The following is an 18,469-nucleotide window of genomic DNA, read 5'->3' as shown; positions in this document are numbered from 1 at the left end:
TACAACCCTATAACCTAATCAGGCCGAAAGCTGCGCGCCGGAAGCCAAACGATACATTATGAAACTTTTCCGATTTGGTGCATTTGAAAATGAAAAGCCGGGCGTAGAATTGGCCGACGGTACGAAGCTGGATGTTTCGGCATTTGGTGAAGATTATAACGAGAAATTCTTCGCGACCGACGGTATAACCCGTCTGGCAAGCTGGCTGGAAACCAGCGCGGCCTCCGCGCCAAAAGTGGAGGACGGTTTCCGCTACGGTTCCTGCGTGGCGCGTCCTTCTAAGATCGTCTGCATTGGTATGAACTATGCCAAACATGCTTACGAGTCGGGTGCGACGGAACTTCCGAAGGAGCCGATCATTTTCTTCAAATCAACTTCTGCATTGTGCGGCCCGTTCGATCAGGTAATTATCCCGAGAAATTCGGAGAAAACCGACTGGGAAGTAGAGTTGGCAGTAGTGATTGGTAAAAAGACGAGTTACGTCGACGAGGCTAATGCATTGGATTACGTAGCTGGTTACGCGGTTCATAACGATTATTCGGAACGGGCGTTTCAGATGGAGCGTGGCGGACAATGGGTAAAAGGTAAAAGTAACGACACTTTCGCGCCGTTGGGACCTTACCTGGTAACTTCCGATGAAGTTGGCAATGCCAACGACCTCGACCTGTGGCTCGTGCTCAACGGCAAGAAAATCCAGGATAGTAATACATCGGACATGATTTTCCAGATCCCTTTCCTGGTAAGCTACCTGAGCCAGTTCATGACTTTACTTCCGGGAGACGTGATCACGACCGGTACACCAGCAGGTGTAGGACTAGGTATGAAGCCGCCTGTTTACCTGAAACCAGGTGACGTGGTAGAATTGGGTATTGAAAAACTAGGTTCGCAGAAACAAGAAGCTATTGCCTGGAAGGCGGTTTAATATATGGTAATTGACAGTCACCAGCATTTCTGGATATTTGACGAGGAACGTGATTCGTGGATTACACCCGAAATGGAGGTAATCCGGCGGAATTTTCTACCCGAGGATCTGTGGCCCGTTTTGAAGGCCAATAAAGTCGATGGCTGTGTAGCTGTGCAGGCTTCCCAAACGGATTCGGAAACGGAGTTCCTGCTTCATCTGGCGGAGGCCAACGATTTTGTCAGAGGTGTCGTGGGCTGGGTTGATCTCCGGACTGTGAATCTTTACGATCAGCTCGAAAGGTATTCCCAGTTTGAAAAATTGAAGGGTTTCCGTCACGTAGCGCAAGGGCAGCCGGAAGGCTTTTTGCTGCAACCTGAATTTATCAAAGGAGTAGGCCAGCTGGTAGCGTTTGACTTTACCTACGATATCCTGATTTACCAAAATCAACTAAAAGAAGCCTACAACTTTGCCGTACGGTTGCCGAATGTGCATTTTGTGCTGGACCATATTGCCAAACCTTTGATCAAAGCGCAGGAATTGCAACCCTGGGCCGAGGACATACGCCGGCTGGCCGAATTACCAAATGTGCACTGCAAAGTCTCGGGTATGGTCACCGAAGCCAACTGGCAGCATTGGGGAAAAGCCGATTTCAGGCCCTATCTGGATGTGGTTTTCGAAGCTTTCGGTACGGAGAGGATCATGTACGGCTCCGATTGGCCGGTATGCCTCGTGGCTGGTGAGTACGAAGGTGCAAAAGGCATTCTGACCGATTACCTGAGCATGTTCTCCGACGACGAAGTGCGCGATGTAATGGGGAATAATGCGAGGCGATTTTACAACCTCGATATTTAATTAAGAATATGAAAAGATATTGTCTTGCGGTGGATTTGGTTGACGATCCACAAATGATTGCGGAGTATGAGGGCTATCACAAACAGATTCAGCCCGAAATTCACAAGAGCATTACCAGTGCCGGCATTACGGTGATGGACATTTACCGCGTAGGTAACCGCCTTTTCATGATCATGGAAACGGAAGACGATTTCAGTTTTGAAACAAAATCCCAGATGGATGCCGACAATCCGAAAGTACAGGAATGGGAGCAGCTCATGTGGAAATACCAGCAGGCTTTACCCACTGCGAAACCCGGTGAAAAATGGGTATTAATGGACCAGATATTTGCCCTCTAAGAATAAAGGTTGTAGTATGAACTAGCATTCGAACAGGTTGAGCAGATTACTTTACGCATTATCCATCCTTATTTTATCATTTGCATTGCTTTCATCGCAGCCCCGTCAGGCTGTGGAAGTGAAGTTGATGAGTTTCAACATCCGGCATGGCCTTAATGTAGACGACGAGTCGAATCTGAGGGATATATTAAGGATAATTAAGGAAAATGACCCCGATCTTGTGGCATTGCAGGCGGTCGACAGCCTGACGGACAAGGGGAAGGTGCAGTTTCAGTTGAGGCAGATCGCCGCGCAGACGGGCATGTACTACTCGTATGCGGTCGCCGACACCTCCGAAAACGGGACGCAGGGCGTGGGTATACTTTCGAATTGGCCGTTTGAGAAAACGCAGATAATCAGCCTGCCGCGGACGCCCGGCTCCGATCCGAAAGTGCTCCAATGCGGGCTGATCAGGCTGTCGAGGTCGGTTACCTTCCGGTTTTGCAACTCCCGGCTCGAATATGCTTCCGTGATGGACCGTGCGTTGCAGGCCGCATACATCAATCAAATGCTCGTCAACAGCGTCCAGCCCGTGCTTTTAGGAATGGATATGGGGGCGAGACCGAATGAACAGCCTTATTTCTCGTTCCGTAAAAAATGGCAGGACGCTGCCCACGGGTCACAAATGCAAACCTGGAACGAAGGTTTACCGGGCGACCGGCTCGATTACATTTTTGCCTTGCTCAATAACAGAGTTCGCATTAAAAACTACAAGGTTATCAGGAATTATCCGGACGTTTCTGATCACTATCCCATTCAGGCCACCATTGAATTTTGGTAGAAAATGAATTACTCAAATTGGAAGATCGGATTATTTATTCCCTGTTATGTCGATCAGTTTTATCCGCAAGTGGGCGTCGCTACGCTCGAATTGCTCGAAAAACTCGGCTGCACCGTTACATTTCCGCTGAACCAGACCTGCTGCGGCCAGCCGATGGCCAATTCCGGATTCGAACACCTCTCTCGCTCGTGTGACAATCTTTTTTATGATATTTTCAAAGATTGCGATTACGTAGTATCGCCCTCGGGGAGCTGTGTGCTGCATATTAAGGACCATTTGAAGGCCGATAACAAGGCCGACGAATCCAAAGTACTCAGAAAGCGGGTTTACGAACTGGTCGAATTTCTGACCGATGTTTTAAAAATAGAAAGCATTGAAGCCGAGTTCCCGCACCGGGTCGGCTTGCACCAGGGTTGCCACGGGCAGCGCGGGCTGTATTTGTCCCAAATGTCGGAGCTGAATGCGGCGCCGTACTCGAAGCCCGTATCGCTTTTGAAACAGGTTAAAGGCATCGAACTGATCGATCTGGACCGGACCGACGAATGCTGCGGTTTTGGCGGGACGTTCTGCGTGAGCGAGGAAGCGGTGTCGGTGAAAATGGGTAAGGACCGCGTGGCCGATCATATCAGGCACAATGCAGAGTACATTACCGGCTCCGACATGAGTTGTCTGATGCATTTGGGCGGTATTCTCAAACGCGGCAATTCCAATGTGCAGGTAATGCACATCGCCGAAATTTTAAATGCAGGCATCAAAAAAACAAAACCGGAGCCCACATACTGAGCCCCGGTTCTTACAAAGTTTATTGAATGCGCGCTACGCAGAACGTGTCACGCGGGATGGAATCTGAGAAGTGCCCGTTGTTAGTTAATTGAAGAAACAACGCGGCTGGTTGTAGTCAAAATATCAAACGATTGTGCAGTCTTCTCTTTACCATCCGTGATTTCGAACGTATAAGTACCGTCCATCAGGGTTGATAAATCGAAGTATTTCAGGTAGTTGTTCTCAACTTTACGGTTTTCTGAGAAAAGCACATTCTTCTCGTTGTCCAGAATACGAACGACTACATTCTTTGAAATTGGATTATTATAAGAAACGCGGAATTGCAATGGTTTAACCTGCAGAACAGTCAGCTTGGTAGAAGCGTTTTCCGTTTTGTCTGCGGTAGCGAAGTTGTTCTGGGCATTTGCAGCAAATGCCGATCCTGATAGTAGCACGCCTGTCAAGGCTGCGATAATAAGAGTGTTTTTGGTTTTCATAGGAGTTAATATTTAAATGTCTAAAAAAAGTTAAACTGAACTTAATTCAGACTCCGATGCCCCGATCGAAAAACTTTGTTGATTCAAAAGTATAAGATATTGCAATACAAGAAAATAGCATTTTTTCGATTTGTAAAAAGTTGTTTATTAAACAAACTGCAAACTTGAAATAATGCAACGAATGTGAAAAGTACAAATCTTATTCTTCTTTAAATACCATTATCTAATTGTTAAGGCAGCTATGTCCAAAACAGTAATGGAGCACGCGGAGGCTTCCGCGGTGTTCAACAGAGACGAACCTTACGTAAACTGGCACGACGAAACCCTGTGGTTCGTGCGCCAGAAGCGCGATAAGTCATCCAAACAACTCCCCGAATGGGAAGAGCTTCGCGAAGCCGCGTCGGGAATCAAGCATTATGTACTCGCCCACCTGGACGAGCTGTTGATTTCTTTCGAACAAAAAGCGAAAGAAAACGGCGTGCAGGTGCATTGGGCTGCGAATGCGGCCGAGCATAACGAGATCGTGCTAGGACTTTTGAAGAAGCACAAGATCGACAAGATGGTGAAAAGCAAGTCGATGCTCACCGAGGAGTGCCATATGAACGAGTTCCTGAGCAAAAACGGCATCGAAGTGATCGATACCGACCTCGGCGAACGCATTGTGCAGCTCCGTAACGAGCCGCCAAGCCATATTGTGCTTCCGGCGATCCATTTGAAAAAGAAGGATATCGGCGACCTTTTCCACGAACATCTCGGCACCGACGCCGGCGCCACCGACCCGCAATACCTCACCGAAGCCGCTCGGCAGCATTTGCGCGACAAGTTCCTGACCCGACGTGCCGCACTGACGGGCGTAAACTTCGCTGTGGCCGAAACGGGCGGTTTTGTCGTATCGACCAACGAAGGTAATGCTGATATGGGCGCGCATTTGGCCGATATTCATATTGCCTGCATGGGTTTTGAGAAAATTATCCCAAAACAAGAGCATTTGGGCGTTTTCCTGCGCCTGCTCGCGAGAAGCGCCACCGGTCAGCCGATCACCACTTACAGCAGTCATTTCAAAAAGCCGCGCGAAGGGCAGGAAATGCATATTGTAATCGTTGATAATGGCCGGAGCACGCAGTTAGGGAGAAAGGATTTCAGAAATTCATTGAAATGTATTCGCTGCGGGGCTTGCATGAATACCTGCCCGGTTTACAGAAGAAGCGGCGGGCATAGTTATCATAATGCCGTGGCCGGGCCGATCGGATCTATTCTGGCGCCGAATTTGGATATGACCAAGAATGCGGACTTACCGTTTGCAAGCACATTGTGCGGTAGCTGCTCGAATGTGTGCCCTGTGAAAATCGATATTCACGAACAGCTTTACAAATGGCGGCAGGTACTTGCAAAGGAGGGCTATGTTCCGAAAAGCAAGGAAATAGGTATCCGTGCGATGTCGACCGTGCTTGCCGCGCCGCGGTTTTATCAATGGTCGGGCAGGCTGGGGCGGACTGTTATGCGCGCCATGCCATTCATGGTCAACAATGCATTGAACCCCTGGTACAAACAGCGCGATATGCCTGAGCCGCCAAAGGAAAGTTTCCGCGACTGGTATGTTCGTAACCGAAAAAATTGATGATGAGCTCACGAGATAGCATTTTAAGCCAAATCAGGCAAAACAAACCGGAGGAAGTCGCTTTGCCGGCGGTTACGACTTTTGCCAGCAATTTTGCAAATACGGAAGATAAATTCCGCGAAATGCTGGCCGCGATTTACACGGAGGTAATCGTAGTTAAAAACCTGGAAGAGCTTGCGCAGAAAGCGGAAGCACTATATCAAGGCATAGTTAACCGGGCTACGACGATTCCCGCGTTGAGTGCCTGGGCCGATTTCAGCCTCAACGTTTCCGATCCGCATGAGTTGGAAACCGTGGAAATAGCCATCGTGCAAGCAGAGTTTGGCGTGGCCGAGAATGGGGCTGTCTGGATTTCCGACCAATATTTGCCGCACCGGGTTTTGCCGTTCATTACACAAAACCTCGCGTTTGTGATCCCGCGTAATGCACTCGTGGACAACATGCATCAGGCTTACGTGCGCTTGCAGGACACATTGGGCTGGGGCTGTTTTATTGCAGGTCCGTCAAAAACTGCTGATATTGAGCAATCGCTGGTCATCGGCGCGCACGGAGCGCGCAGTATGGTGATCTTCCTGCTCGAAGACGAGTAGTTTCGTATGGACCATCAGGTAACACTCAGGCCGTTCACAAGAAATATTGCCGAAAGGCTGGCGCAGCTGGCCAACAACAAGAAGGTGGTAGCACAGGTGAGGGACAATTTCCCCTCGCCTTATACGCTCTCCGACGCCCACTACTGGATTGACTTTTGCAACGGTCGGCATAGTGGCGAGAGCTTTCACCGCGCGATCTATTATAATGATGAATTTGCAGGCGGGATAGGCGTGCTCCGGCAGGAGGATATCCACCGTAATAATGCTGAGATCGGTTACTGGCTCGGCGAACCTTACTGGGGCCTGAACATTACCACCCAGGCCGTAGTGCAGATGACCGACTGGATTTTTGAAAACACGACCATTACCCGTCTCTATGCAGGGGTATTTGAAACGAATCCTGCCTCGATGCGGGTGCTCGAAAAGGCCGGTTACAGATTAGAAGCCATTCACCGCAAGGCCATTATCAAAAATGACCAGGTACTGGACGAACATTTGTTTGTTAAGCTCGCCGCAGAGTGAGTTTTAAAGATGTATTTTTACGGTCTGTCAAACATTGTCCTTAAAGTATGCCTAAGATTATCGTTGCGATCGACGGTTATTCGAGTTGTGGTAAATCCACGACTGCAAAACTGGTTGCCAAGCAATTGAATTACCCTTACATCGACACCGGCGCGATGTACAGGGCTGTTACTCTGTATTTTATCCAAAATCATATAAGTCTTACCAATCCCAAGGAAGTAGAAAGCGCCTTATCAAAGGTGCAGATCACATTCCGCCGCCATCCCGAGCTCGGCCGCAACGATACGTACCTGAATGGTTCGAATGTGGAGGACGAGATCAGGAAAATGTACGTTTCCGAAAGCGTGAGCGAGGTAAGTGCAATCGCCGAGGTGCGGCACGCGCTGGTGGCCCAGCAGCAGCGAATGGGAAAGACCAAGGGCATTGTAATGGATGGTCGCGACATTGGGACCGTCGTGTTTCCGCAGGCTGAGCTGAAAATTTTCATGAACGCCGATCCGCTGATCCGCGCGCAGCGCCGCCAGTTGGAACTGATGGAAAAGGGAGATATTGTGGATTTGGGCGATATTCTTGAAAACCTCAGAACCCGTGACCATATCGACACGCACCGTGCCGAAAGTCCGCTCCGACAGGCCGAGGATGCCATTTATATCGACAACTCTTTTATGACCCTCGATGAGCAGGTGGAAGTAGTCGTGCGCCTTGCCGACGAGCAAATCGGGCTGTCACTCAGACGCCGCGCTGCCAATAAAGCCTGATATGCCGCAATTTGACTACGAATACCTTATCATAGGGCAGGGGATCGGGGGCACCTCCGTTGCCTGGCACCTGTACGATTTGGGTAAAACCTTCCAAATCGTTGGAGATTCTTCCATGCCTTCGTCTTCGCGCGTTGCGGCAGGTATTTTTAATCCGCTGACGGGCAAAAAGCTGGTCAAGACCTGGCTGGCCGACGATCTTTTCCCTTATGCCAAATCCTTTTACAGAAACCTGCAAGAAAAACTTGCGTGTAAATTAATGCACCTCACGCCGATTTACCGACCTTTCCGGTCGATCGAAGAGCAGAATACTTACATTGCCCAAACGGCCGACCCGAGCATTCGCCGCTATATCGCCGACACGCCCGACCCGGGGCATGAGCTAGCTTACATCCATGCGGATTTCGGAGGGCTTGAAGTGGTACAATCGGGGTGGATCGATTTGCCGGTCTTGCTGGATGCCAGCCGCGGGTATTTTCAGCAACGAAATTTATATGTGGAAGCCGCCTTTGATGCCGCTGACATTTCGCGGACAGAAGAGGGCATCGAATGGCGGGGCAAGCGGTTCAAAACGGTCATTTTCAGTCAGGGTTTTTTTGCTTTGGAAAACGGCTGGTTCGACTGGCTGCCGTTTACACCGGTAAAAGGACAAATCCTTGAAATCACCCCGGATGTTTTGGTGAAACCGTACATCATAAACCAGGGCATATTCGCATTGCCGGTGGCTGAGAATAGGATGAAAGTGGGAGCCACCTACTCGTGGGACCCGCTCGACTGGGAGGCTACGGAGGCGGCTACCGCGGAGCTGGAATCCAAATTGAAGGGATTGCTGAATACCGGTTACACATTAATCGGCGCCCAGGCGGGCATCCGCCCTTCCGTGCGCGACCGGCGACCGCTGATCGGCGTCCACCCGGAGTTTTCTAATGTCGCTATTTTCAATGGGTTAGGCACAAAGGGCGTTACACTCGCGCCTTTTTTCGCAAAAGAGTTTTGTAACCACCTGATTTACGGGAAAGAATTGAATCCGCTAGTGAATATAAAAAGGTATTTTTCGTTATATTTCCGTTGACGTCAGCCTAAGCAATATGAGCAGAAGATATATTTACACATTAACCTTTTCGATCGGTCTTTTAGCGGTTTTGGGATTATTTACAGAATCAATAGCACAGCGCTATCCTTCACAGGAGACTTTTGGAAAGAACCGGGTTCAATACAAGAAGTTCAACTGGAAGATATTCCGAACCACCAACTTCGAAATCTACCACTACCAGGGCGGCACCGCACTCGCCAAGCTGACGGCGCAATATGCTGAAAGCGAATTTGATAAAATCACCGATGTGCTCGGCTGGACGCCCTATAACCGCGTAAAAATATTTCTCTACAACTCGCCCGCGGAGCTCGAACAAAGCAACATGGGGCTTTCGGTGCTGGATAATCTCAGCGACCAGAAGCTCAATCTTTCGCAGTCACGCGTGGAAGTGGCATATACGGGTGATCAGATCGGTTTTCGTAAGAAACTGGTGCGGGATATCAGCCTTCTTTTCGTGTACGACATGCTTTATGGCGGTAACATGAAAGAAGCGTTGCAGAGCTCGCTGCTGCTCACATTGCCCGAATGGTTCATGTCGGGAACAGCGGCTTACATTGCCGAGGGGTGGTCGCCTGAGCTGAACGATTACATGCGCGATTTCTTCAAAAACCGCAACATACGCAAGCCTACGCTGATGACGGGCGACGACGCGACGCTGATCGGGCATTCGATCTGGAACTACATTGCCGAGCGCTACGGAAAGGACAAGATTTCAGATATTCTAAACCTGACCCGCATTATCCGTACCGAGCAAACCAGTATTACCAGCACGCTCGGCGTACAATCCTATAACCGTTTTCTGCGCGACTGGCGGGCCTATTACCTGAACCAGACCAAGAACGCCGAACAGTTTTATACAGACCCCAACCCGAGCTGGAAATATAAGCTCAATGAGTTCAACGTGACCGACGCCAGCGCGGTGATCAAGATTTCGCCGGATAAAAAGTTTACGGCTGTAAGCGAGATCAAAAACGGTCGCTATCGTGTGTATTTGTTTGATAGTGAAACGGGTTCCAAGAAAGTGGTACGCCAGGGCAAGCTCGACATTATCGGTGGCCGTATGAAAACGCAGCCGCCGCTTTTGGGCTGGTCGAAAAACAATGTACTGACGATCCTTGCCAATGAGAACGACAAGAAGAACCTGTACATGTTTGAAAATGTAGGTACCAAGAAAATCAAAATCAAAACGAAGCGCAATATCCGCGGGCTTGACCAGATCGTAGATATGGATGTGTCCCACGACGGTTCTATGCTCGCCGTGAGCGCGGATAAGGCCGGCCAGAACGATATTTTCCTCATCAGCGTGGCCAGGGCTTCTGCATTGCCATTGACCAATGACCTTTACGACGATCTTTCGCCCCGATTTATCCAAGGTTCCTCTCGCAGGGTCGTTTTCTCCTCCAACCGGCCGGTCGACTCGCTGGGTAGGGGAGACAAAGGCAATTTCAAGTCGATTGCCCCTTCCTATACCTTGTTTGAGCACGACGGCACGCCAAGGTCGGAGAACATGATCAAGCTGGTCGAATCAGAGGGAAAGACCAAGGTAACCCCGGTTTACGCCGATGAAAATGATGTGGTTTACCTTTCCAATGGCAAGGGTGTCAATAATCTATACAAATACAACCGCGCTTCCCAAGCTAGCGTTCAGCTGACAAATTATATTCAGAATATTCGCAATGCCGATGTGAACCTGAAAGCTGCCGGCGGCGCATTGGCCTATACCTATCTGAACGACGGGTATTACACTGCCGCTTTTAAGAATGGATTTGATATTAATGCAACGGTGAATCCGCCATCGCTGACCGTTGCCAGCGCGGGTAGCCCCGGTAACGCCGGCGCGGCCAATGTCGCCAAAACCGATTCTGTCGCCAAAGCAGCGCAAGCCGAGCAAGCAAACAAGCTCGCATTGAAAGAAGGCGAGGTTGATACCGATAACTACGAGTTTGATGAAGAGACCTTAAAGTCATTTGAATCCAGAAGGAACCGGGGCAGTTTCCCGACCACCCCGGGTGTGGCGACACGTACCAAGGCTGTCCGTGAAAATATCGCCATCAAAGGGCCATACAATTACAAAGGCTTGTTTATCACCAACGACGCCAGTTCGGACTGGCGCATCGACCCGATCCGTGGATTTGGCTATGCGCAATCCATTTCGATGAATGACCTGCTGGAAAACCACGTGATTAAAGCCGGGATCTTCATTTCGTCTAATTTCCGTAACAGCGATTTGTTTGCCGAGTACAACAACAATACATATCGTATCGACTTTGGCTTGCGTGTGGACCGCAAAACACTTTACAACGATTCGGAAGGGCTCATCCAGAAATACCGTTTCAACCAGCTGATGTTCACGGCATCCTACCCGTTCTCGACCACGAGCCGTTTCTCGGTATCGCCCATGTTCACCTCCACGAGAATGATCGAGGTGCTGCTGACCAATCCGGATATGTCTTCTAACTACGGAGGCTTGCGCAGCGAATTTGTATTCGACAACACCCGCGTGAATGGCATGAATATGATGGAAGGAACGCGCTTCAAGCTACGTTACGACTTGTACCAGGGTTTGAGTAACGGAAACGAGAGCTTCAACCGCGTGAGTCTCGACTTCCGCCATTATCAGAAAATCCACCGCGACCTGATCCTGGCCGTGCGCGCATCTGCCAGCCATTCGGGCGGACGGGCGCCTAAGCAGAATATCCTTGGAGGTATGGAAAACTGGCTGGGTAACCGTAAAGAAACCCGTACAGGCGATAACCCGCTGAACTTCCAGCGTGACAATCGCGACATTTTCTTTGCCGATTTCGCGACAAACCTGCGCGGATTTAAACTGAACAGGCTATCGGGCACAAGCTACATGCTGCTTAACGCCGAACTGAGAATCCCGCTGGTAAAATACCTTTACCGTGGCGCGATCACATCGAGCTTCCTGCGCAACTTCCAGATCGTCGGCTTTGGCGATATTGGGACTGCCTGGACGGGCAAAGGTCCATTTAGCGAGAATAACAGCCTGAACACCCAGATCATCGGGGATGAAAACGAGCCATTCCGGGCAACGGTTACCAACTATAAAAACCCTTACCTGATGGGCTATGGGGCCGGGGTGAGAACGACGTTGTTTGGCTTCTATGCCAAATTTGATTACGCCTGGGGAGTTGATAACGGTTATACTAACAAGCCAATTCCTTACGTAACACTGGGTTACGATTTTTGATCGGACCGGGCAGTAAAAAAGCGATATCAGAGCGTTATAAAGATGGCAAGAGACGGACTCTCCTGCCATTTTTGTTTACAATAACCCAAATTCAGTGCTATGTTCTGGAAGAACACACATCACTATTCGAGAAAGGTTTTTCTTGCGATAACATTACTAACGGGAAGCCTTGGCGCGGCTACGGCGCAGCGGGAAGTGTTGTATGAACAATATGTTCAGAACCCGATGTCGATCAACCCGGGCTTCACGGGCGCGCGAGAAGACTTTAATATGACCGCCATTTTTCGAAGGAAATGGTTCAATATCCCCAATTCGCCTACCAGCCAAACCTTCGCTGCCGACGGTACAATCGCAAACGGCAAGTTCGGGATAGGCTTTCAGGCTTTGAATGACCAAACCAGCTATTTCACAACTACCGGTTTCGTCGGCTCGTTCGCATTTCACCTGGGCTTGTCCGAGACCTGGAAACTGGGCCTTGGCGCGCAGGGCGGGATCAATGTGCTGCCGGTTTCGGATGGTACCTTTATCAGCAACAACCGCGCGCTGGGCAGTTTCGGGCTGGGTGCCTGGCTGCGTTCGGATCGGCTGTATTTTGGTATTTCCAAACCGGAAGTGCTCTCACAGAAATTCGGCGATCAGATCATAGGGACACTTTACCGCCGGCCTCTTTACATCACGGCCGGCGGAAGCTACGATTTGAGCGAAGACGTCATGATGCTGCCGCATGTTTTATTTATCCAGGAAAAGGAGCATAAACTCAGATTTGATGTCGGTTCGCGGTTTTGGTTCAGGGAGAAGGTAGGGTTAGGCGCGTCTTATCGCGTGGGCGGAGGATATAACGCTATGTCGGCAAAAGTGGATTATTTGCAGTTAACCGCTGAGGTTCAGCTGGGAAGAAATGTGCGGTTGGGCTACTTTTACAGCACGCGGCAGGCGGAACAGATCTATGCGTCCTACTCGGGGCCGAAAGGGATCCATGAGCTCATGCTGAAATTTATTCCCAATCCCAAAGGTTTCCAGAAATATTGATGTCGAGAGCCATTCCAAATCGTCTTTCAGTTAAGTTAAAAGGATATTTTTATTCGTAATCTTTACATAACTCTCGTACCTTTGTGCCGTAAATGAAATACTCACTTTTGTGATGGATAAATACACTTATATAGCAAATTCCGACGCCGCTTATATTGAAGAATTGTACAATTCCTATAAGCAAGATGCCGCTTCCGTGGACGAAGGCTGGCAAAAGTTTTTTGAAGGTTATGATTTCTATCAAAAATTTCCTGTCGCCGGCAACGGACACGCCAATGGTTCTGCCAACGGCAAGGAGGCCGCGGTAGTTGGAAAATCGGACCCTGCACGCATCCGCAAGGAAATGGAAGTGGTGCATTTGATCCGTGGATATAGGTCCCGGGGACACCTTCTGGCGACTACGAACCCGATCCAGAAAAGGAAAGACCGCCGCCCTCAATTGGACATCGCTGATTTTAATCTGGGACCCGAAGACCTCGATACCGTTTTTGAAGCCGGTGTTGAGGTCTTTGATCGTCCGGCCACGCTGCGTGAGATTGTCGATTCATTGAAGACGATCTATGCAAGAAATATCGGTTTCGAATATCTGTACATCCGCGACCGCGAGCAAAAAAGCTGGTTGCGCAAGAAGATCGAAAAGGAAGCATTGACAATGACGTTCTCGATCGATGAGAAAAAGCACATTCTCTCGAAGTTGAACGAAGCGGTTGTTTTCGAAAACTTTTTGCATACCAAATACCTCGGACAGAAGCGTTTCTCGCTGGAAGGCGGTGAAACGACGATCCCCGCGCTGGACGCGATGATCAACAAAGCTGCCGAAATGGGTGTGGTCGAAGTGATGATCGGTATGGCCCACCGCGGCCGCCTGAACGTGCTTGCCAACATCATGCAGAAAACCTACGGACAGATCTTCAACGAATTTGAAGGTAACCTGCCCGATCAGGTCTGGGGAGACGGCGATGTGAAATACCACATGGGTTTTGCCAGCCAGATCACCACCAAAGATGGTAACAACGTACACCTGAAACTGGCGCCGAACCCATCGCACCTTGAAGCGGTCAACCCGGTAGTGGAAGGTTACATCCGCGCCCGCGCCGATGGGATGTACGATAGCGATTACGACCGCGTGCTGCCGGTATTGATCCATGGCGATGCCGCAGTGGCAGGCCAGGGTATCGTTTATGAAGTAACCCAGATGTCGGCACTGAATGGCTACTACACCGGTGGTACCATCCATTTTGTGATCAACAACCAGGTTGGTTTTACGACCGACTTTGTCGACGCCCGCTCGTCGATATACTGTACGGATATCGCTAAAATCGTCGATGCGCCGGTATTACACGTCAATGGAGATGATCCGGAGGCGGTTGTTTACTGTATGCGCCTTGCGGTAGAGTACCGTCAGAAATTCAACAAAGACATATTCATTGATATGGTTTGCTACCGCCGTCACGGACACAACGAGGCGGACGAACCGAAATTTACGCAGCCGGTTCTCTACAAATCCATCGAGAACCATCAGAATCCGCGCGAGATCTACCAGAAAACACTGGCCGAACGCGGAGATGTGGATGCACGGCTGGCGGCTAATATGGACAAGGAGTTCAAGCAACTATTGCAGGAGCGCCTTGATATGGTCAAGCAGAAAGCGCTGCCATACACCATGCCGAAACTGGAACAGGAATGGCACAGCTTGCGTAAATCCAAACCCGAAGATTTTGAGAAATCGCCAGAGACCGGCGTGCCTCAGGATGTGCTCGAAAAGATAGGAAAAGCGCTGATCAGCACCCCTGAGAGCTTCAACAGATTAAAACAGATCGACAAGTTGCTCAAAGACCGTGAGCAAATGATCTTCGATAAAAAGGAGGTAAACTGGGCTACTGCCGAGCTACTTGCATACGGTTCGATCCTTACGGAAGGCAATATCGTCCGTTTGAGCGGCCAGGACGTACAGCGCGGTACATTCTCCCACCGTCATGCAGTGTTGCGCGATGTGGAAACCAATGAAGCCTACAATAGCTTGCAGCATATCCAGGAGGGCCAGGGCCAATTCATGATCTACAACTCGCTGCTTTCCGAATATGGGGTATTGGGTTTTGAATTCGGTTATTCGATGGCAAACCCGAATGCACTGGTGATCTGGGAAGCGCAGTTTGGAGACTTTGCCAACGGCACACAGGTGATTATCGACCAGTTTGTAACATCGAGCGAAACCAAATGGGACCGCTGGACAGGTCTGGTGATGTTGTTGCCGCACGGCTACGAGGGCCAGGGACCCGAGCACTCCAATGCGCGTCCGGAGCGTTACCTGCAACTTTCGGCTAACTACAACCTGATCGTAGCGAACGTAACCACACCAGCCAACTTCTTCCACTTGCTTCGCAGGCAGTTGAAGTTTCCATTCCGGAAACCGTTGGTTGTGATGTCGCCGAAATCGATGCTCCGTCACCCGCTTTGCGTTTCCCCGATCGAGAGCCTTGTAAGCGGCTCATTCCAGGAAACGATCGGCGATACTTATGCAGATCCGAAGAAAGTGAAGAAAGTATTGCTTTGCACCGGCAAGCTGTATTATGAACTATACGAAAGGCAGCAAGCCGACAAGCGCGACGATGTGGCGATCATTCGTTTGGAACAAATGCATCCGTTCCCGCAAACGCAGATCGACGCGCACCTGAGCCGGTACGAAAATGCAAGTGTTTACTGGGTACAGGAAGAACCATTCAATATGGGCGGCTGGACATTCCTGCTGCGCATGTACAAAGGCGTGAAACCATTGCAGGTAATCGCCCGCGAGCCGAGTGCTTCGCCATCGACAGGTTTCTCAAAAATCCATACAAAGGAGCAAGCGGAAATCATCAACAGGGCTTTTGAATGATATTCCTATAATTTTTGACTTAATTCAATAACAAGATTGCACATAAAATGGCTGAAATTGAAATAAAAGTACCGCCCGTTGGCGAGTCGATTACCGAGGTTACGATAGGAAACTGGTTCAAAAATGATGGTGATTTTGTGAAGATGGACGAGGTGATCTGCGGGCTGGATTCGGACAAGGCGACATTTGAACTTACTGCGGAAGCAGAAGGTATATTGCATATTAAAGCGCAGGAAGGCGATACGTTGAATATCGGTGAGCTGATCGCCACCATCGATGCCGCTAATGGCGCTGCTCCGAAAGAAACTGCTCCCAAAGCGGAAGCAGCCCCGGCAGAACCCGCTAAGGCCGAAGCCCCGGCAGCGTCCACTGCGGCAGCGTCCACTGCGGCAGCATCCACTGCAGCAGCAGCTCCCGTATCGACCGGCCAGGTCTACGAAATGAAAGTTCCGGCTGTGGGCGAGTCTATCAGTGAGGTTACCATTGCTTCTTGGAGCAAAAAAGATGGTGACTATGTAGCGGTGGACGAAATTCTCTGTGAGCTGGAATCCGATAAAGCAACATTCGAACTGCCGGCAGAAGCTGCGGGTATACTCACAATTGTAGGAAAAGAAGGCGACACGCTCTCGATTGGCGCAGTTATCTGTACGATCGCGGTGACGGCGGGCGCTCCGGCGGCAGCTCCGCAGGCGAGCAGCCAGACGGCGGCAGCGGCTTCCGCCGACAAAGCTTACAGCGAAAAACACGCATCGCCAGTTGCTGCCAAAATCCTGGCTGAAAAAGGAATCGATCCGAAAGATGTGAACGGTTCCGGTTCAGGAGGCAAAATCATGAAGGACGATGCTTTGAAAGCGGAAAAGGCAGCACCAGCGGCAGCTCCTGCTGCGGCTAAACCTGCTGCTCCGGCTCCTGCTGCCGCAGTATCGACTGCCGCAGCACCGGCTGGCGCGCGTGCGTCGCGCCGCGAGAAAATGTCCTCGCTGCGTAAAACCATCGCACGCCGTTTGGTTGCGGTGAAAAATGAAACGGCCATGCTTACCACCTTCAATGAGGTGGATATGAAACCGGTAATGGATCTGCGGTCTAAATTCAAGGATAAATTCAAAGAAAAACACGAAGTAGGGCTTGGCTTTATGTCATTCTTCGTGAAGGCAGTAACGGTCGCGTTGAAAGACTTCCCGGTTGTAAATGCCTATATCGATGGCGAGGAGCTGGTTTACAACGATTTTGCTGATATTTCGGTGGCAGTTTCAACACCGCGCGGGCTGGTAGTACCCGTTATCCGCAATGCCGAAACATTATCGTTTGCCGCAATCGAGAAGGAAATCGTTCGTTTGGCGGTTCGCGCACGGGATGGTAAGCTGGGACTTGATGAGATGTCCGGCGGAACATTCACGATCACTAACGGTGGTACATTCGGGTCGATGCTTTCTACCCCGATCATCAATGCGCCGCAATCGGCTATCCTGGGTATGCACAATATCGTAGAGCGCCCGGTTGTAGTAGATGGTCAGATCGTGGTTCGCCCGATTATGTATGTAGCGTTGTCATACGATCACCGCACGATAGACGGCAAGGATTCGGTAAGCTTCCTGGTACGCGTGAAGCAGCTGCTCGAAGACCCGATGCGTCTGTTGCTGGATATGTAGTATTATCGTTTTCTAAGAATAGATAACAAAACAGGCCCGGAGATCCGGGCCTGTTTTGTTATAAGCTATTGCAGTTTCTCATTCTGCTTGTGGCGGTCCTTGTCGCGTTCCGTTTTCTTGGCCAGGTTCTTTTCAAATGCTTCGGTAAGGTTAATGCCCGTCTGGTTGGCCAGGCAGATCAGTACCCAGAGCACATCAGCCATTTCATCGCCAAGATCTTTACCCATATCCGATTTTTTGAATGACTGGTCGCCGTAGGTACGCGCCATAATGCGCGCAAGTTCGCCCACTTCCTCGGTAAGGATCGTCATGTTGGTCAGTTCTGAAAAGTATCTGACGCCGTAGGTTTTGATCCATTGATCGACCTGGTCTTGTGCTTCGTGAATGGTCATATTCTTATTTTGAATGAGTGAATAGTAACTTTTTTGAATCTCAGTTTTATATTCTGTTTTTCGAATCTATTACGATGGTTACCGGTCCGTCATTGAGCAGCGACACTTTCATATCTGCGCCAAATTCGCCGGTTTGAATAGGTTTGCCGACTTCCTGGGAGAGGAACTCGATCATCTTCTCGTAGATAGGAATGGCGATATTTGGTTTGGCCGCCTCGATAAAGGACGGGCGGTTGCCCTTTTTGGTGCTCGCATGTAATGTAAACTGGCTGATCAGCAGAATATCCCCATTCACGGTCTTCAAATCCAGGTTCATCTTGCCTTCCTCGTCATTGAATACCCGGAGCCCGACGATCTTCTTTCCCAGCCACTCTATATCTTCCCGCAAATCAGCATGAGTGATTCCCAGAAGGACCATAAAACCGGTTTTAATTTCTCCTTTTACTTTACCGTCGATGGTCACCGAAGCGCTGCTCACGCGCTGGATTACTGCAATCATATTTCAATATGTCGATACTTCTGAATGAGGGCAAAAGTACGGGTTCTCTTCTAAAAATGA

The 18,469-nt window shown here is 49.9% G+C and carries 17 protein-coding genes; 14 read left to right on the top strand and 3 right to left on the bottom strand.

Going from position 1 to position 18,469, the window contains the following annotated elements; genetic code table 11:
* The first annotated feature begins 58 nt into the window (after positions 1 to 58).
* Genes IEY24_RS12560 through IEY24_RS12540 form a run of 5 tightly spaced genes read left to right on the top strand, consistent with a single transcriptional unit; the run spans position 59 to position 3,697 of the window.
* Positions 59 to 922: a fumarylacetoacetate hydrolase family protein gene (locus IEY24_RS12560; RefSeq protein WP_188932540.1), complete on the top strand. Its 864-nt coding sequence runs from the start codon at positions 59 to 61 to the stop codon at positions 920 to 922.
* A 3-nt stretch (positions 923 to 925) separates the two neighbouring features.
* Positions 926 to 1,756, top strand: a complete 831-nt coding sequence (locus IEY24_RS12555; RefSeq protein WP_188932538.1) for an amidohydrolase family protein — start codon at positions 926 to 928, stop codon at positions 1,754 to 1,756.
* A gap of 8 nt (positions 1,757 to 1,764) precedes the next feature.
* Positions 1,765 to 2,094, top strand: coding sequence for an L-rhamnose mutarotase (locus tag IEY24_RS12550; protein WP_188932535.1), 330 nt, complete (start codon positions 1,765 to 1,767; stop codon positions 2,092 to 2,094).
* A gap of 37 nt (positions 2,095 to 2,131) precedes the next feature.
* Positions 2,132 to 2,914: an endonuclease/exonuclease/phosphatase family protein gene (locus IEY24_RS12545; protein ID WP_229222188.1), complete on the top strand. Its 783-nt coding sequence runs from the start codon at positions 2,132 to 2,134 to the stop codon at positions 2,912 to 2,914.
* Positions 2,915 to 2,917: 3 nt separating this feature from the next.
* Complete coding sequence (locus IEY24_RS12540) at positions 2,918 to 3,697, top strand: (Fe-S)-binding protein (protein ID WP_188932533.1); 780 nt, start codon at positions 2,918 to 2,920, stop codon at positions 3,695 to 3,697.
* A gap of 80 nt (positions 3,698 to 3,777) precedes the next feature.
* Here the strand turns inward: IEY24_RS12540 and IEY24_RS12535 are convergent, their stop codons facing one another.
* Complete coding sequence (locus tag IEY24_RS12535) at positions 3,778 to 4,173, bottom strand: T9SS type A sorting domain-containing protein (RefSeq protein ID WP_188932531.1); 396 nt, start codon at positions 4,171 to 4,173, stop codon at positions 3,778 to 3,780.
* Positions 4,174 to 4,414: 241 nt separating this feature from the next.
* Here IEY24_RS12535 and IEY24_RS12530 point away from each other — a divergent pair, with 241 nt between their 5' ends.
* The 9 genes from IEY24_RS12530 (at position 4,415) to odhB (ending at position 17,518) form a co-directional block, all read left to right on the top strand.
* The gene (locus IEY24_RS12530) at positions 4,415 to 5,791 is read left to right on the top strand and encodes a lactate utilization protein B (RefSeq protein ID WP_188932529.1); all 1,377 of its coding nucleotides are present in this window, start codon (positions 4,415 to 4,417) and stop codon (positions 5,789 to 5,791) included.
* The gene (locus tag IEY24_RS12525) at positions 5,791 to 6,381 is read left to right on the top strand and encodes a LutC/YkgG family protein (RefSeq protein WP_229222180.1); all 591 of its coding nucleotides are present in this window, start codon (positions 5,791 to 5,793) and stop codon (positions 6,379 to 6,381) included. Before IEY24_RS12530 ends, IEY24_RS12525 begins: the two co-directional genes overlap by 1 nt.
* Before the next feature lie 6 nt (positions 6,382 to 6,387).
* Positions 6,388 to 6,903 carry a GNAT family N-acetyltransferase gene (locus IEY24_RS12520; protein ID WP_188932527.1) on the top strand — a complete coding sequence of 172 codons (516 nt, stop codon included), beginning with the start codon at positions 6,388 to 6,390 and terminating at the stop codon, positions 6,901 to 6,903.
* A gap of 47 nt (positions 6,904 to 6,950) precedes the next feature.
* Positions 6,951 to 7,661: a (d)CMP kinase gene (gene cmk / locus IEY24_RS12515; protein ID WP_188932525.1), complete on the top strand. Its 711-nt coding sequence runs from the start codon at positions 6,951 to 6,953 to the stop codon at positions 7,659 to 7,661.
* Between the two features lies 1 nt (position 7,662).
* Positions 7,663 to 8,733: an NAD(P)/FAD-dependent oxidoreductase gene (locus IEY24_RS12510; protein WP_188932523.1), complete on the top strand. Its 1,071-nt coding sequence runs from the start codon at positions 7,663 to 7,665 to the stop codon at positions 8,731 to 8,733.
* A gap of 16 nt (positions 8,734 to 8,749) precedes the next feature.
* A complete protein-coding gene (locus IEY24_RS12505; RefSeq protein WP_188932521.1) occupies positions 8,750 to 11,965 on the top strand; it encodes a hypothetical protein in 3,216 nt (1,071 codons plus the stop codon).
* Between the two features lie 99 nt (positions 11,966 to 12,064).
* Entirely contained in the window at positions 12,065 to 12,994 is a 930-nt protein-coding gene (locus tag IEY24_RS12500; protein ID WP_188932519.1) for a PorP/SprF family type IX secretion system membrane protein, read from the top strand.
* Between the two features lie 112 nt (positions 12,995 to 13,106).
* Positions 13,107 to 15,869 carry a 2-oxoglutarate dehydrogenase E1 component gene (locus IEY24_RS12495; protein ID WP_188932517.1) on the top strand — a complete coding sequence of 921 codons (2,763 nt, stop codon included), beginning with the start codon at positions 13,107 to 13,109 and terminating at the stop codon, positions 15,867 to 15,869.
* Between the two features lie 47 nt (positions 15,870 to 15,916).
* Positions 15,917 to 17,518: a 2-oxoglutarate dehydrogenase complex dihydrolipoyllysine-residue succinyltransferase gene (odhB, locus tag IEY24_RS12490; RefSeq protein ID WP_188932515.1), complete on the top strand. Its 1,602-nt coding sequence runs from the start codon at positions 15,917 to 15,919 to the stop codon at positions 17,516 to 17,518.
* Positions 17,519 to 17,583: 65 nt separating this feature from the next.
* Here odhB and IEY24_RS12485 read toward each other — a convergent pair whose 3' ends face one another.
* Complete coding sequence (locus tag IEY24_RS12485; protein ID WP_188932513.1) at positions 17,584 to 17,910, bottom strand: nucleotide pyrophosphohydrolase; 327 nt, start codon at positions 17,908 to 17,910, stop codon at positions 17,584 to 17,586.
* A 46-nt stretch (positions 17,911 to 17,956) separates the two neighbouring features.
* Positions 17,957 to 18,409, bottom strand: a complete 453-nt coding sequence (gene dtd / locus IEY24_RS12480; protein WP_188932512.1) for a D-aminoacyl-tRNA deacylase — start codon at positions 18,407 to 18,409, stop codon at positions 17,957 to 17,959.
* Positions 18,410 to 18,469: the final 60 nt, after the last annotated feature.

The sequence above is a fragment of the Dyadobacter endophyticus genome, from assembly GCF_014641595.1.
GTDB lineage: Bacteria > Bacteroidota > Bacteroidia > Cytophagales > Spirosomataceae > Dyadobacter > Dyadobacter endophyticus.
The sequence above is the reverse complement of the archived record's forward strand: the minus strand, read 5'-3'. Positions and strand labels throughout refer to the sequence as shown.